Annotated in this window: 14 protein-coding genes and 3 pseudogenes; 4 read left to right on the top strand and 13 right to left on the bottom strand. The window is 68.5% G+C overall.

The genetic code is table 11. The features are described 5' to 3' along the window. Nucleotides 1-95: 95 nt before the first annotated feature. Together OHA25_RS17060 and OHA25_RS17055 are read right to left on the bottom strand one after the other, a co-directional pair. A complete protein-coding gene (locus OHA25_RS17060) occupies nt 96-527 on the bottom strand; it encodes a pyridoxamine 5'-phosphate oxidase family protein (RefSeq protein ID WP_327588553.1) in 432 nt (143 codons plus the stop codon). A 4-nt stretch (nt 528-531) separates the two neighbouring features. Beyond that, a complete protein-coding gene (locus OHA25_RS17055) occupies nt 532-1,542 on the bottom strand; it encodes an NADP-dependent oxidoreductase (RefSeq protein WP_327588552.1) in 1,011 nt (336 codons plus the stop codon). 111 nt (nt 1,543-1,653) lie between these two features. Here OHA25_RS17055 and OHA25_RS17050 point away from each other — a divergent pair, with 111 nt between their 5' ends. The 3 genes from OHA25_RS17050 (at nt 1,654) to OHA25_RS17040 (ending at nt 5,461) form a co-directional block, all read left to right on the top strand. Then, on the top strand, nt 1,654-4,890 hold the full coding sequence (locus OHA25_RS17050; protein ID WP_327588551.1) for a BTAD domain-containing putative transcriptional regulator: 3,237 nt from the start codon (nt 1,654-1,656) through the stop codon (nt 4,888-4,890). A 178-nt stretch (nt 4,891-5,068) separates the two neighbouring features. Next, nucleotides 5,069-5,218, top strand: coding sequence for a hypothetical protein (locus OHA25_RS17045; RefSeq protein ID WP_327588550.1), 150 nt, complete (start codon nt 5,069-5,071; stop codon nt 5,216-5,218). A gap of 51 nt (nt 5,219-5,269) precedes the next feature. Beyond that, on the top strand, nt 5,270-5,461 hold the full coding sequence (locus OHA25_RS17040) for a hypothetical protein (RefSeq protein WP_327588549.1): 192 nt from the start codon (nt 5,270-5,272) through the stop codon (nt 5,459-5,461). 102 nt (nt 5,462-5,563) lie between these two features. Here the strand turns inward: OHA25_RS17040 and OHA25_RS17035 are convergent. The 6 genes and pseudogenes from OHA25_RS17035 to OHA25_RS17010 all read right to left on the bottom strand — a co-directional run. Then, nucleotides 5,564-5,707: pseudogene (locus OHA25_RS17035) on the bottom strand (IS5/IS1182 family transposase); the annotation flags it as partial. A gap of 331 nt (nt 5,708-6,038) precedes the next feature. After that, nucleotides 6,039-6,404: a hypothetical protein gene (locus OHA25_RS17030; protein ID WP_327588548.1), complete on the bottom strand. Its 366-nt coding sequence runs from the start codon at nt 6,402-6,404 to the stop codon at nt 6,039-6,041. 34 nt (nt 6,405-6,438) lie between these two features. After that, entirely contained in the window at nt 6,439-6,891 is a 453-nt protein-coding gene (locus OHA25_RS17025) for a hypothetical protein (protein ID WP_327588547.1), read from the bottom strand. 238 nt (nt 6,892-7,129) lie between these two features. Next, nucleotides 7,130-7,765 (bottom strand): annotated as a pseudogene (locus OHA25_RS17020) (FtsK/SpoIIIE domain-containing protein); the annotation flags it as partial. A gap of 188 nt (nt 7,766-7,953) precedes the next feature. After that, nucleotides 7,954-8,544, bottom strand: a complete 591-nt coding sequence (locus OHA25_RS17015) for a Pr6Pr family membrane protein (protein ID WP_327588545.1) — start codon at nt 8,542-8,544, stop codon at nt 7,954-7,956. Further along, nucleotides 8,541-8,702 carry a hypothetical protein gene (locus OHA25_RS17010; RefSeq protein WP_327588544.1) on the bottom strand — a complete coding sequence of 54 codons (162 nt, stop codon included), beginning with the start codon at nt 8,700-8,702 and terminating at the stop codon, nt 8,541-8,543. The genes OHA25_RS17015 and OHA25_RS17010 overlap by 4 nt, the downstream gene beginning before the upstream one ends. A 653-nt stretch (nt 8,703-9,355) precedes the next feature. Between OHA25_RS17010 and OHA25_RS17005 the strand changes: the two genes are divergently transcribed. Further along, nucleotides 9,356-9,898, top strand: a complete 543-nt coding sequence (locus OHA25_RS17005) for an alpha/beta hydrolase (RefSeq protein WP_327588543.1) — start codon at nt 9,356-9,358, stop codon at nt 9,896-9,898. A gap of 188 nt (nt 9,899-10,086) precedes the next feature. On the opposite strand, the pseudogene OHA25_RS17000 reads toward OHA25_RS17005, so the two are convergent. From OHA25_RS17000 to OHA25_RS16980, 5 genes and pseudogenes are all read right to left on the bottom strand, one after another. After that, a pseudogene (locus OHA25_RS17000) lies at nt 10,087-11,079 on the bottom strand (IS5 family transposase). A 419-nt stretch (nt 11,080-11,498) separates the two neighbouring features. Further along, a complete protein-coding gene (locus tag OHA25_RS16995; protein WP_327588542.1) occupies nt 11,499-11,990 on the bottom strand; it encodes an SRPBCC family protein in 492 nt (163 codons plus the stop codon). 147 nt (nt 11,991-12,137) lie between these two features. Beyond that, complete coding sequence (locus tag OHA25_RS16990; RefSeq protein ID WP_327588541.1) at nt 12,138-12,770, bottom strand: SRPBCC domain-containing protein; 633 nt, start codon at nt 12,768-12,770, stop codon at nt 12,138-12,140. 13 nt (nt 12,771-12,783) lie between these two features. Next, nucleotides 12,784-13,191: an ArsR/SmtB family transcription factor gene (locus OHA25_RS16985; RefSeq protein WP_327588540.1), complete on the bottom strand. Its 408-nt coding sequence runs from the start codon at nt 13,189-13,191 to the stop codon at nt 12,784-12,786. A 526-nt stretch (nt 13,192-13,717) separates the two neighbouring features. Next, nucleotides 13,718-13,975 (bottom strand): hypothetical protein, encoded by a 258-nt coding sequence (locus OHA25_RS16980; protein WP_327588539.1) that lies wholly within the window; start codon nt 13,973-13,975, stop codon nt 13,718-13,720. Between the last annotated feature and the right edge of the window lie 37 nt (nt 13,976-14,012).

The raw sequence follows: 14,012 nt of genomic DNA, 5'->3' as shown, positions 1-14,012 counted from the left end.
TTCTGAGGGCACTGCGGCATGGTATCGACTTGCGTTCGGAATCTTCCGATGGATGGGCACGTACGCTGCACTGACCCGCGCGGTCCAAGCACCGATCAGCTGAACTCCTTGCCGAAGTCGAACGTGCGCCACCGCTCCGGCCGGATCCGGATGGTGACCCAATCCGGCAGACCGTCCTCGATCGACTCGAAGAACCGCTTCCCATCAGAAGGGCCGAGATACCGGATCGCCCATCGACGGTACTCCGTCGGGTCGGCCGGCTCGTAGGCGACGACCGGGCCGTCGACGGAGACGAACTTGTACGGCATCTCCTCCTGCTGGACGGCGAAACCTACGTAACCGGCTTCCTGGATCAGGCCCAGCTTGCGGTTGCCGGACGGCGTGCTGATTCTGATCTCGCCGCCGGGCGCGTAGGCGTACCAGATCGGGATCAGCTGCGAGGCGCGACCTTCAGGGACGCTGAGCACGCCGATGTGGGTGCCGGCCAGGAACGTCTCGCGTTCCTCGATCGTCATGCGAGTGGACATGTCGTCATCCTCGCGCCAGGCGGACGAGCATCTTGCCGGTGTTGGCGCCATGCAGCACACCGAGGAAGGCGTCCGGAGCCTGCTCGAGGCCCTCGACCACAGTCTCTTCCGTGCGCAGGCCGCCGTCGGTCAGCCAGGCTGCGGCCTGGGAGATGTACTCGGGGAAGCGGTGAAGATGGTCGGTCACCAGCACACCGCGCAGGGTCAGCCGCTTGGTGACCACGTCGTAGATGTTGCTCGGGCCGGGAACGGGGGTGGTCGCGTTGTATTGGCTGATCATGCCCACGAGGGCGGCCTTACCGTGCACCTTCAGCGCGCCGATGGCGGCCTGCAGGTGGTCGCCGCCAACGTTGTCGACGTAGATGTCGACGCCCTCGGGCGCGAGTTCGGCGAGCCGTTGGGGCAGCGAGCCGGTTCGGTAGTCGATGGCGGCGTCGAAGCCGAAGTCCTCGACAACCTTCTTGACCTTCTCGGGTCCCCCGGCTGAGCCGATCACCTTGGCGGCGCCCAGCTTGCGGGCGAGCTGCCCGGCCACGCCGCCGACGGCGCCGGCGGCGCCGGAGACGAAGACCACGTCGCCCTTCTTGACCGGTGCGATCTCGGTGACGGCGAGGTACGCGGTCAGGCCGGTCGGCCCGAGTGCGCCCAGATAGTCCTGCGGGCGGGCGAGGCCGGTGTCCACGACGGCCGCTGCGGTGGCATCCAGCACGGCGTACTCGCGCCAGCCCAGGAAATGGGACACCGTCGCCCCGACCGGGATCTCCTCGGCGTGGGAGGCGATCACTTCGCCGACCGCGCCGCCCTCCAGCGCGACGCCGAGCTGGAACGGCGGGATGTACGACTCGGCGTCGTTCATTCGGCCCCTCATGTACGGGTCGACCGACATCCACGTGTTACGGACCAGGATCTGACCCTCGCCCGGCTCCGGCAGCTCGACCTCGACCAGCTCGAAGTTGTCCGGTCCCGGCTCACCGACCGGGCGGGAGGCAAGCCGGATCTCGCGATTGACCCTCATCGTTCATTCATCCTTTGAAAGATCGGTTGATGGCTTCATCCTGATCCGGGCCCCTTCGGGTTTTCTGCGGGGCGTCTTTGGGCCCGTCCGAACTCGTCTAACCTGGCGGTTGTGCGTTTCGGGGTGCTCGGTCCGCTGGCCGTCTGGACGGCTGACGGCAGGCCCGTACGCATTCCCGAGGCGAAGGTGAGGGCGCTGCTGGCCGATCTACTCGTGTACGAGGGGCGTCCTGTGTCGTCCGATCTGCTGATCGACGACTTGTGGGGCGAGCGGCTGCCGCGCAATCCCACCGGCACCCTGCACTCCAGGGTGTCCCAGCTGCGCCGGGTCCTGGAGAGCGCCGAGCCGGGCGGTCGCGACCTGGTGGTGTCGCAGCCTCCGGGCTACCTGCTGCGGCTGGAACCCGAGGCCGTGGATGCCGGCCGGTTCGCGTCGCTGGTCACCCGGGCCAAGGCGGCGGTCGACGTACGGGAGCGGGCGAAGCTGCTGGCCGACGCGCTGGCGTTGTGGCGGGGACCGGCGTACGCCGACTTCGTAGACGAGGACTTCGCCAGGCCGGTGGCGGCCCGGCTGGAAGAAGAGCGCCTGGCCGCGCTGGAGGAGCACGCGGAGGCGCGTCTGGCACTCGGCGAGCACGGCTGGCTGGCCGGCGAGCTGGGCGATCTGGTGACCCGGCATCCGCTGCGCGAGCGCCTACGCTCCCTGCACATGCGTGTCCTCTCCCGGGCTGGACGGCAGAGCGAGGCACTGGCGAGCTACGCCGACCTGCGCGAGCGGCTGGCCGACGAACTCGGCCTGGACCCCGGCCCTGAGCTGGTGGCCCTGCACGAGGCGATACTCAGGCAGGACCCAGCGCTGGAGGGGACCGCCGTCGCGGTGCGGCAGCGTACCAATCTGCCCGCAGCCCTGGCCGAACTCATCGGCCGGGAGCAAGCGGTGAGCCACCTACGCACGCTACTGGAGTCGGAACGACTGGTCACGCTCACCGGCGCGGCCGGGGTGGGCAAGACCCAGCTCGCGCTCAAGGTCGCCCGCGAACTGGAGGGCGGCATCCCCGATGGCGCGTGGCTGGTGGAGCTGGCCGGCCTCGATCGGGCCTCCGGCGACTCCCCGGCGTCGGTGGCCGGAGTCGCCGCCTCGGCCCTCGGCGTCCGCGACGACGCTCTCAGGATCCGTGACCAGGCAGAGGCCGCCGGTGACCTGCTGGGCCGGCTGGCCGACGCGCTCCGTACGAGGAGCCTCCTGCTCGTACTGGACAACTGCGAGCATGTGATCGAGTCCGTCGCCGTGGTGGCCGAGGTGCTGCTGCGGACGGCGCCCGGCCTGCGCATCCTCGCCACCAGCCAGGAGTCCCTGGGTCTCCCCGGCGAACGGCTGTGGGCCGTGCCCCCGCTGGACTTGCCGGACCCCGCCGCAGAGCCCGAGGAACTACGCCGCTTCGCCGCCGTGGAGCTGTTCGTGACCCGTGCCGCCGCCGCTGCACCGGGCTTCGGGCTCGGCCCCGGCAATGCCGCGGCCGTGGCCGCGATCTGCCAGCGCCTGGACGGGATCCCGCTCGCGTTGGAGCTGGCCGCCGCTCGCGTGCGCGCGCTTGGGGTGCACGAGCTGGCCGCCCGGCTCGACGACCGGTTCGGTGTGCTGGTGGCGGGCAGGCGCGGCGCCCCAGCTAGGCAGCGTACGCTCCGCGCGATGATCGACTGGAGCTGGGAGCTGCTGTCCGAGCCCGAACGCGTGGCCCTGCGCAGGCTCGGCGTTCACGCCGACGGGTGCACGCTGACCGCGGCAGAGGAGGTCGGCTCGCTGGACGGGGTGGACGGGATAGACGTGCTGGCGCGACTGGTGGATCGGTCGCTCGTCGTCATGGCGGACGGTCCGGTCGGCCCCCGCTACCATCTCCTGGAGTCGGTACGGGAATACTGCCTCGACCGCCTGCGGGAGGCCGGCGAATACGACGAGATCCACCGCCGCCACCTGCGCCACTACACCGGGCTGGCCGAACGCGCCGCGCTGCACCTCCGCGGCCCCGGCCAGCGGCCCTGGCTGGAACGCCTCGATCGCGAATGGGCCAACCTGCGCGCCGCCCTCGACACGACCGTACGGCTGGCCGACGGCGACGCCGCAGCCCGCCTCGTCAACGCGCTCGGCTGGTACTGGCTCCTGCGCGGACGCCTGGCCGAGGCCCGGCGCGCGCTCGACCTGGCGCTGAACGTATGCGACGACGCCCGCGTGGTCGCCTGGCGGACCGGCGTGCGCCTCCTGATGAGCGACGGCACCGATGCGGATGCCCGCGCGTCGACCAGCTCCTACGAGAACATCGCCGACATGGGCGCGCGGGCACGGGCTCAGTGGTTCCTGAGCTACGCGCACCGCGGCTTCACCGACCTGACCGTCACCTCAGCCCTGCTTGAGCAGGCCCTTGACGGCTTCGGCGAGCTGGACGACCGCTGGGGGGTGGCCGCCGCGCTGAGTGTGCGGGCCACGATCGCCCGGGCCCGGGGCGACCTCGCCGCCGCCCACCGCGACGCTCTGAACAGCGACGAGCTCTTCAAGGAACTCGGCGACCGGTGGGGCCGGGTGAAGGCCACCAACACTCTCGCTGAACTCGCCGAGATCGCGGGCGACTATCGCGAGGCGGCCCGGCTGCACCGCGAGGGCCTGCGCATAGCCGAGGAGCTCTCCCTCTGGGGCGAGGCGTCATTCCGGCTGTCCGGGCTCGGCAGGATCGCCCTTCTGACGGGCGACCTCGCGGCCGCCGACGCGTACCACGAGCAGGCGATGCGCCTGGCCGCCGAGCAGTCCAACAAGGTCGCCGAGCACTTCGCCGAGATGGGGCTGGCCCTGAGTGCTCGCCGCCAGGGCAAACCGGAGCTGGTCGAATCCCACCTGGCCAAATGGGTGGACTGGCTACGCGGCGTGTCAGGGGAGCCCGGCCTGGCCCTGGCCCTGGCCGAGCTGGGATTCGCCGCCGAACAGCGCGGCGACGCCGAAGCCGCGGTGAGTCTGCACCTCGACGGCCTCGCCTCCGCCCGCAAGATCGGCGACCCCCGGGCCGTGGCCCTGGCCTTCGAGGGACTGGCGGGGGCACTCACCGCTGTGAACGCACCACGCGCCGCACGCCTGCTGGGCGTCGCCGCGGCGCTGCGCGAGTCGGTCGGCGCACCGCTGCCACCGGCCGAACGAGGGGACGTAGACCGCATCACCGCGGCCCTGCGCGAGACTCTCGGGGATGCGTCGTTCACGGCCGCGTTCGAGCACGGCACGCGACTGAGTCCCGACCACGTGATCCATACATTCGAGCCCGGCGAGAACTCCCCTCGCGTGCCACCGTCCACCTCGTCTGGTCCTTGATTGTCATACGCCGAAACCGTGCCGTCCGTCGCCGGTTCGTCAGGCATCCTCTCAAGAAAGCCTGAAAACCCAGGAAACGATCGCTTCCCGCGTTGGACGTCATGGAGGCTTTCATGCTGGAGACGATCATGTTGCTTGCATTTGGGGACCCACTGGGGAGATCACCATCGGGTCCACGATGCTCCAGCGCCCACTGCCACGCCGCCCGCTGCAACGCGCGGCTCCCGCCATTGCAAGGAGCACCGTCATCATCCAGCACGTCGTCAAGCTGCTCGTCTTCGCCGCTACCGGAGCTGACCTGGGCACCATCGGCGAGCCGGTCGGCTGATCAGCCGACCGGCTCGCCGTATGGGCTGGAGCCGCATGCATAGCGCCGAAGATGCCATGGGGGAAGACCTTCACCGACCTGCTCGGCTGGGTGGACAGCAATCATCTCCTCATCCACATCGCCGGATCGAAGAACGTCCACTACGGCTACTTCTCCCTCGACGCCCGAACCGGCGCCCTCGAATCCCTGCCCCTCCCAGCCGACCTCGACCCAGACCGCGCCGTCTTCGGCTCCCTTATCTGATCTGGCATCCGTGCAACACCTTTGCGTCAGGGAGGCCGTGAGTTGCAAGGCTCGCCATCCAGGTCACGGCCTCCGAGCTCGGTGAACATCCCGCCCTTGGGGGTAGACCAGCACCAGCAGGGCTTGCTGTCCGGGGTTGAGCAGCCGCCAGGTCGACCCGCTCGCGCGCCGATGCCGGCGGATCAGCCTGGCCACGTGGTTCAGCGTTGAACACGACAAATCGACGGCAGCGCGATAGGACAGCACCGAAGCGCCTGGTGGGACGGCGAAGATTGTGGTGATCAACCCGTCTACCAGGGCTTCACTGCATCATCAGCCGAACACCGGACTCGCGATCATGCCGTGACCGGGGGTCCGCCGCCGAGCGATGAAAGCCACCAGCGCCCACGAATAGCCTGACCGCCGAATCCGACCAACGGGCGAACGTGACGGGAGTGCGTTGATGGTGATCTGTCGGAGCCCCGAAGCACTCGGCCGCCATCCGAGTTTCAGCGCCTGCTTGCGCGGCGACCCCAAGGCCGGTACATCCCGAGGAGTGCGGTGGCGACCAGCGCCACCAGGATGACCACCGATCCGGTCACCACCCGGGAGGCGGCCCGCGCGTCGCCCGCGGCCGCGTCGACCACGAACCCGGCACGGAGGAGCAGCGACCCGCCAGGGCCAGAACTGTCAGCACCAGCTTGGCCACCACCCAGGGCTGGGCGAACAGTCCCGCCCAGCCCGCCAGCACGACCCCGCTCACCAGCGCGGCCAGGCCCAAGGGGACGACGATGGCCAGGTCATAGAGCTGGATGAGCGCGTAGGAAGCTGATGTGGCGGAGACGGCGAGCACGAGGGTGGCGTACGCGCCGCCGAGCCAGCTCAGCGTGACCAGGACGTGGACGGCGACCAGGAGCCGCCTGGCCCTCACCGAACTCCCCGTGCGGGCTGGCATGAGCGTCATGCCACTGGCTCCGTTCCCGGCGATGGTGTGCGGGTCATGCCACCGGCTCCCTTTCCGGCGTCGGAACGCGTCGCCGGCCCGGCATGCCCAGCGCGGCCACCGCGCCGAGCAGCGCGATCATGCCCACGCCGCCCATCGCCGCGGCGAACCCGGCGCTGAACGCGTGCGGTGAGCCGTACCCGCCGGTGCTCGTGAAGAGCATGCCGGCAACGGCGACCCCGAAGACACCGCCGAGGAAGCGGAACGACCAGCAACGGCAGAATCTGCAAGTACGGCAGCCAGGATCGGCCACGAGCGCGAGCCACCCCAAAGAGATCCCCCACAGACCGAGCCCGGTGACCGTGAACACGCGCTCGCCTACCTTGTCGGCGAGCGCCCCCGCCACCGGTGCCACGATCATCAGCGCGCCGGTGGCGGGCAGCAGCCGCGCCTCCAGCGGCCCGACGCCCTGAGCGGTCTGGAAGAACTGTGCGAAGAAAAAGAACATCCCGTACAGCACCGCGAACAGGGCGAAGTTCGCCAGGTTGGCGGCAGGCTCGCCACGCTGTAGCCGCGCGGACGAGTGGGGCTGTGATCTTGTCAGTGGAGATCGCCGGCAAGGATCGCGAGGTGCGGGGTCCCTCTGCTGCCCCCGTCACTCAACTCAGCAGAGCGCGTCACGAACCCAGGCTGCCACCATCAGCCAGCAATTCTTTGGGACACGCATAGGCCGACTCGTTGATGAGGTCGTTGACCCGGTGGCAGATCCGGCCCGAGCACTGAGCTCGGAGCGCGGTGACACCGGGGCCGAGGTCGGAGCCGATCCGCTGGCCGCAGCAGAACAGGTAGATGCCGAACGCCCGCCCGAGCTGGGCCACCCGTAGCAGCGCGGTCGAGGTCTTGGCGATCTCGTCCTTCTCGCTCTTGTCGGCCATCAGGTACAGCCCGGCCACCTCATCAACCAGGACGACGATCGGCGTTGGGCGGATGCCGGGCGGGAGCTGCCAGATGTTGCGGGCACCTCCCTGACGGCAGAGCCCCATCCGATCGACCATCAGGCCGACGAGGTCATCCAGCAGTGTGACCGTCTCGGCGCGCGAGGTGGCCAGCGCGGACAGGCGCGGACTGCAGGGCGTGAACTCGACCCCGCCTTTGAGGTCGAAGCCGACCAAGGCCACGGATTGCGGAGCCAGCTCGACGATCAGGGCGTTGGCGAGGTCCGACTTGCCGGACTGAGTCGCGCCCGCGTTCAGCCAATGCGGCACCGTGCGGAAGTCGATGGTCCAGGGCGTGCCGTTCTCCAGCCGTCCCACGGTGACCTTGAGCAGGTCCGTCGAGGCGGGCAGGTGATCGACCTTGACCAGCGGGTCTCGCATGGTAGCCCTTCTCTGCGCCGAGGGGATCGATCCCGACGAACTCCCCCATGGACCCTCCCCGAGGGTAAGCATTCAACAGGGCTCAAGATCGAGTAGGTCGTGAGGATTGCCTTCGTCCCGTCCCGGGCGGTGCTGCAGTCCGGCTGGGTGCGCCCGTCCACGGTGCGTGTGTTGTGCACGGATCCAGCGCGGGTTCAGGGGTCCGCGGGTTCGGCCCTGAGCCGGTGGATGCCGAGCAGGGCGTAGCCGAGCACCACGAAGGCGGCCAGCGCTGCGAGCGACGCCGACGCGACGGCCGGCCAGCCCAGTCGTTCCACGTTCAGGAACGGGTAGACGTAGCGGCGGGGCAGATTGGGGCTGACAAGAAGCACGAAGGCGCCGTACAGAAGCGGGTAGCCCAGCCAGGCGAACGGCGCCGCCCATCGGACTCGGCGCGACCGGTCGAAAGCGGTCCAGTCGACCAGCGCCATGACGGGCGTCACGTAATGCAGCAGGAAGTTGCCCAGCCCGCGTATCCCGCCGCCGGCCAGCAGTGTCAGCGGGTTGGCCAGGTCCCGCGAGACGTAGTTGACCAGGCATGTGACCAGCAGGTACAGGGTCACCGCGCCTTTGACGTCGGCGGAGGCTGGTTTCCTGCGGTCGTTGACCAGCCGCCAGCCGTAGTAGGGCGCGAGCATGACGTTGCTCTGCACCGTGAAGTATGCCCACGGGCGGCCGATCGACGTCGCCAGGCACACCAGGCCTGCGACGGCCGCCGTGACCAGCAGGATCCGCCACGCCGTCATCCGACTCTCCGTAACCAGCGCGGGTGCTCGGCCCGGGCCGCCGCATACCAGAAGGGGTGAGGCGGGTTGAACGTGCTGCCCGGCAACGGCCGCAGCGCGGCCGGGATCTCCCCGAGCTGGGCGAACCCGATCACCCAGCTCGGCTCGGCCGCTGGCACGCCGCCACACAGGAGCTCATTCTGGCGAGGATCCGTGCCGTGAGCGTGCAGATCAGCACGGTGCGGAGGATGTCGCTCGCGTACTTCGACACGGGGCCGTCGAACAACGTGTGCACGCTCAACATCGACGCGGCCCGCAACAGTCAGGACAGCTGGGCAGGGGGCGGGCAGGCGGAACATCGTGATCACGTTAGCGCCAGGGTAAAACATTCATCAACTCGGTGGCGTTGTGTGATGCTCGCTGGTCAGTCGGTCAGGACGATTGGGGGCATCCAGAGGTGGGCCGGTGAAGGCGCGGCGGATCGCGTCCAGGGCGTTCAGGCCGTGCTTGCGGGCCGAGTCGAGCTAGGGCTTGTACGGAGTTGGGATCAGAGGACGTCCCTCCGCCGAACAACTGACCAGGCAAGATCAGCCTGTTTGGATCTGGTGACACGTAAGAACAACCGGCACCCCGTGGTCTCCAGCCTCACTCCCTGCGGCACGCGCTGACAGAATGACGCCGGTGACGATCGCCTATGTTCTGATGCACAGTCCGCTGGTGGGACCGTCGACCTGGGCGCTGGTGGCTCAGCGCCTGCCGAGCGCGGTGGTGCCGTCGTTCCTGCATCTTTGCCGACGCGGAGCCGCCATTCTGGCCGCTGGTCGCCGAGACCGTGGCCGCCGCTGTCGCCCCGCTGCCGCCCGAGACGGAGGTGGTGCTGGTCGCCCACAGCAACGCGGGCCGGTTCATGCCGGTCGTTGTGGACGCGATTGACCGTACGGTGAAAAGCTGCATTTTCGTCGATGCCGCCCTGCCGGTCCGTGAAGGACTGACCGACGCCGTCGCGCCCGCGTTGCTCGAGACCGTCCGCCGCAAGGCGGAGGCCGGACGGCTGCCGCCCTGGTCGCAGTGGTGGGAGGAGGCCGACGTCGCCCCGCTCTTTCCGGACGAGGAGACCAGGCGGGCGATCTGCGACGAGCAGCCGCGGCTGCCGCTCTCCTTCTTCGAGCAGCACATCCCGGTGCCGACCGGCTGGGACAACCGGCCGTGCGGCTATCTGATGTTTGGGGCGGACAGCGACGAGGCGCAGGGCGACGACGACAAGGCGGCGGACGCGCGCGAGCGGGGCTGGCGGGTCGAACACCTGCGAGGTCTGCACCTGCACCAACTCGTCGACCCGGACGCGGTCACCGCCATGATCCGCAAGATGGGGTAGGCCGTCAGCAGAACGGGTTCCCAAAGACCTCGCTGCACCGCTACCTAGCCGATGTCGATACCAGCGCTCGGCACTGACACCACGTGAGACCATTGACACCGAGACGAGAGACCTCATTCAAGATCCACTCGTGGCGGGTTTTGGGCTTACCTTGGCTGCGCCCTAGGGTCTGTACGGACTTGAGGTCTTCAGATGGGTCGAAGGCTTCGGACCCACAAGATTGCTCCGCGTAGATGAAGGCCGGCGAGGTAGCTGTCGGGAGTTTTGTCGAAGCGGAAGGCCAGCCCACGCCACTCCTTGATCCGATTAATGCAGCGTTCCACCGTGTTGCGCTCTTTGTAGAGATCTGGATCATGGCTGACCGGGCGGCCGCCACGAGAGCCACGTTTCTTGCGGTGGGCCGCCTGATCGGTCTTCTCGGGGATGACCGCCTTGATGCGGCGTCGGCGCAGGTAGGCGCGGTTGCCGCGGGAGGAATAGGCCTTATCGGCGGCCACCGCGCCCGGGCGGGTGCGCGGGCGGCCGACGGGCAGGCGCACCTTGATGCGCTCCAGCACCGCGCGAAACTGCGGGCTGTCTCCAGCTTGGCCCGCGGTCAAGACAAAGGACAGCGGACGGCATCTCCGGTCGGCGGACAGATGGACCTTGCTGGTCAGCCCACCCCGCGAGCGGCCCAACTTCGCCGCCTTCAGCCGGATCCTGCGCCGCAGTCGTAACCGCCGGCGTCCGCCCCCATCCCCGTCCTCGTCTTTGCCGGGCCCGCCGACTTGGGGGTTTTGCCCCTTCGGTGCAGCCCCCTTTCCTGCTCGGCGGCCTCCTCCAACGCCTGCACCAACGCACCGTCCAAGACCATCCCGGCGGCGTGGTGGTGGGCACGGGCCATGGTGGAGTCCACACTGATCAGGTCAAGGTCGACCTTGTCCCCGGGCAGCGGCCTCAGCGATCAACGCCTGCATCAGCTGCTCAAAGACGCCCGCCCTTGCCCACGACCGGAACCTGTCATAGGTGGTGGACCACGGCCCGTATTCAGCGGGCAGATCCCGCCACGGACTGCCCGTACGAAACCGCCACATCACGGCATTGAACTGCTGCCGCAGGCCCGGGATCGGGCCCCGCTCACCCAAGGGCAGGTGAGGCTCGATCAAGGACCATTCCCCATCGGTGAGGTCTCCACGCGCCATGGCGATGGCCTACCAGGATCCCGGACCAAGACGCAGACGAATGCCCTGATCTCAACTCCGTACAGGCCCTAGGTGGCCGCCTCGGCTGTTTCGGCCACGCTGAGGCCAGCGCGGCCGCGACGGTGCGGTAGCCGACCCGGTGTTTGCGCTGCAGTGCCCGGTTCGACAGACCGGCCTTCGCGTCGCGCCGGATCGCCGCGTACAGGTCGACACGGGACGTACGTGCATCGCGAGCCATGACGTCAGAACCTCCTCGGCGGCAGGCATTCCAGACGCGTCCCGCCCGGATGGGATCGCTCACCAGGAACCCGAACGTGGGAACGCAAGTGCCCGACGTGATCACGCCCCAAGATCCCGTGACCGGCGCGCCAAGCAGCGGCCGATCGCCGTCGGCGATTCTCGTTGCTGATTGCGGCAGATCAGTTCCTCCCTTCGCGGACATCCTTCCCCTGTTCGGCGAACGCCTTGAAATCCTGCATGTGCTGCTGCGACTGCTTGTGGAAGGCACCGGGCATGAGGAGCCCCACCAGCCGCATCAGCAGGCCGCTGAACCGGTATTCGCTCTCGCTCTCCCAGAGCGTCGTCTCCGGATTGGCCTCGGTCAGCCGATCGCGCACGACGCTCCGCATGCCCGCGCCGACGATCTCGCGGTCGAAGTGAACGACGATCCCTTTGGGGATCCCGTGCAGGTCTGCCGGCTCCCGCCGTGTGATCGTTTCGGTGCACTCGATCTTCCGTTGCCCTGACTGCATCACGACCCGCGACTTGGTACCGAGCTGCCCGTGAATCCCACTCAGCGGCTCGTGCAGCACCAAGCCCCGCAGCCACTTCGGTAGGTGTGCCGGGTCGGCGAGCAGCTGGGCCACCCGCTCCCGCGGCAGGGCGATCTCGATCGAGTTGGTGTACTTCATCGCGCATTCTTTCTAGGCGTGGGACAACATGCTGTTGTGCTGCTCGTCCTGCTCCTCGACGGAGGGGCCTGACATCCGTCTCGCGATTGACAATTCATCGGCGGTGCAGGCCCCAGGAATGCTGGTAAGCCCACCGCAGCGGGGATGTCAGGTCGGGTCGGGTGCGTAGAACTTGGTGGTGGCCTCGACTGCGGCCGCGACGTGCTCCGGTTCGCCACCGGCGGCCACGTGAGCCTCGCCCCAGGCCGCAGCGCTGCGCCGGATGAACTCGCGCCCTTCGGGAGACTTCTCGACCGCCTCGTGGTCGGCGGTCTCGCCACCGGCCAACAGCTGGGCCAGGGCGAGGAGATGCAGGTCCCAGCCAACGCCGCCGGCACCGGGGCCGTAGGTCGGGAAGAGGGGCTCCTCGACGACCGCTGCGTGGATCAGTTCGAATTCGGTGTCGCCGGTCGGGCCTGGGACCAGGCGCACTTCCACCTCGCTCGTGCCGGGCCAAGCGTCAGCGTCCGGCCCGTAGAGCCAGGACACCTTTAGTAGACGCGGCGGCTCGCACCGGAGGATCTCGCCGTGCTCACCACCGTCCAGCTCGAACTTCCCGCCAAGCCGCAGATCCCCGGTGACCGGTTTCAACCAGCGATGCAGCCGCTCGGGGCTGGTCAGGGCGTCCCAGACATCGTCGATCTGCGCTTCGTATCGACGCCGCACCTCGATGGTGTACGCGTCGCCGGCGGGCACGCTGCCCTTGCCCATCGCTCGGCGCGCGGTGGCCAGTTCATCCAATATGTCTTTCATGTCAGGGTCCCTTCGCTGATGGATCGGTCTTGTCCGCATCGGTGCCGGGCTCGGCCGGTCGTGTGGGCTCCCCACCAGCCGGACTCCGAGTTGCACGCCTGCCCCGGGCCAGCTCGGTTTCCAGGGCGTCGAGGCGTTGTTCCCAGAACCGGCGAAACCGGTCCAACCACGCGTCAACCTCGCTCAGCGGCGCGGGCTCGACGGCGTAGAACCGGCGAGCGCCCTCAGCCCGCACCGACGTGAACCCGCTGTCACGCAGCACGCGCAGATGCTGTGAGACAGCCGGCTGGGAGAGTCCGAACTCGGCCCGGATCACGTCCGTGATCGCGCCAGAGGTCCGCTCACCGTCAGCGAGCAGCTCCAGAATGCGCCGGCGCACCGGGTCGCTGAGGATGTCGAACGCGTGCACGAACAGGAAGAATACCGGTTTCCACTTATATAAGTCAATCCAGGTATCCTGACGCCACGTTCGGCTTAAGAGTTCGTCTTCGTTCGCGGATTCTGCGGTAGCAGATGAGTGCGGAGGATGCTGACGAAGGAGGAAGACTGCCTTGCGTTCGTGGCGTCAGGGGCCGCCCCCGCTGGACCATCGAACGCGCTACGGCGTGGCTCCGCGAGGGATCCCGCACCCGGGCGGATTGGGATTCCCGCGTTGTTCACTCGTCGGCGAGTGCGCGCACTTCGACCTTGTGGCCACCCGGACGCCATTCAACGGCGACTCGGTCAACGTGCTGGATAGCACCCACCGTCTCAGCGGCGATCGGCCACTTGGCATACGCCTCATCTCGCGGGTCGCCCTTTGCCGATCTCTCTAGCGGCATCACCAAGGTAGGCAACCCCCTCGTCACCTCTGCGGCAGTAGAAGCCATCGAGGCTGGGGCCCGATCCCCGGCGGAACACCCGTGGTGTCGACGCCCATCGACCTCCGATACCCCTCATCCATACTGGTGTCGAACGAGACTGACATCCGGTGTCGGGTGAGACCGACATAGCCAGTCGAGGAACGTGGAGTCCCAGACGGCGGGGTTCCCGTCGGTGGGCCCGGGTTCGACGCCGTCGGTGAACGCGGCCTCGACCGTCTCGGTCCCGGCCGCGCGGCCCGGTCCCACGCCTACGTCCGTCCGCGTCAGCGCCGTCGACTCCCGGTACGAAACGCGGGGCAGTCGCTGCTGCGGCAGCGGTGCCCGGGCCATCTCGTCGAGCGTCCTTGGAGCTTGTTCCAGGGGCGTT

The sequence above is a fragment of the Nonomuraea sp. NBC_00507 genome, assembly GCF_036013525.1.
GTDB lineage: Bacteria > Actinomycetota > Actinomycetes > Streptosporangiales > Streptosporangiaceae > Nonomuraea.
Note: the sequence above shows the minus strand (reverse complement) of the source record. Positions and strands in the feature narration are given on the sequence as shown.

Bases quoted from the DNA above. Each gene is read 5' to 3' on its own strand.
- OHA25_RS17060 (WP_327588553.1), bottom strand. From the start codon at position 527: ATGTCCACTCGCATGACGATCGAGGAACGCGAGACGTTCCTGGCCGGC.
- OHA25_RS17055 (WP_327588552.1), bottom strand. From the start codon at position 1,542: ATGAGGGTCAATCGCGAGATCCGGCTTGCCTCCCGCCCGGTCGGTGAG.
- OHA25_RS17045 (WP_327588550.1), top strand. From the start codon at position 5,069: ATGCTCCAGCGCCCACTGCCACGCCGCCCGCTGCAACGCGCGGCTCCC.
- OHA25_RS17040 (WP_327588549.1), top strand. From the start codon at position 5,270: ATGCCATGGGGGAAGACCTTCACCGACCTGCTCGGCTGGGTGGACAGC.
- OHA25_RS17030 (WP_327588548.1), bottom strand. From the start codon at position 6,404: ATGACGCTCATGCCAGCCCGCACGGGGAGTTCGGTGAGGGCCAGGCGG.
- OHA25_RS17025 (WP_327588547.1), bottom strand. From the start codon at position 6,891: ATGTTCTTTTTCTTCGCACAGTTCTTCCAGACCGCTCAGGGCGTCGGG.
- OHA25_RS17015 (WP_327588545.1), bottom strand. From the start codon at position 8,544: ATGACGGCGTGGCGGATCCTGCTGGTCACGGCGGCCGTCGCAGGCCTG.
- OHA25_RS16995 (WP_327588542.1), bottom strand. From the start codon at position 11,990: ATGAAGTACACCAACTCGATCGAGATCGCCCTGCCGCGGGAGCGGGTG.
- OHA25_RS16980 (WP_327588539.1), bottom strand. From the start codon at position 13,975: ATGGCCCGGGCACCGCTGCCGCAGCAGCGACTGCCCCGCGTTTCGTAC.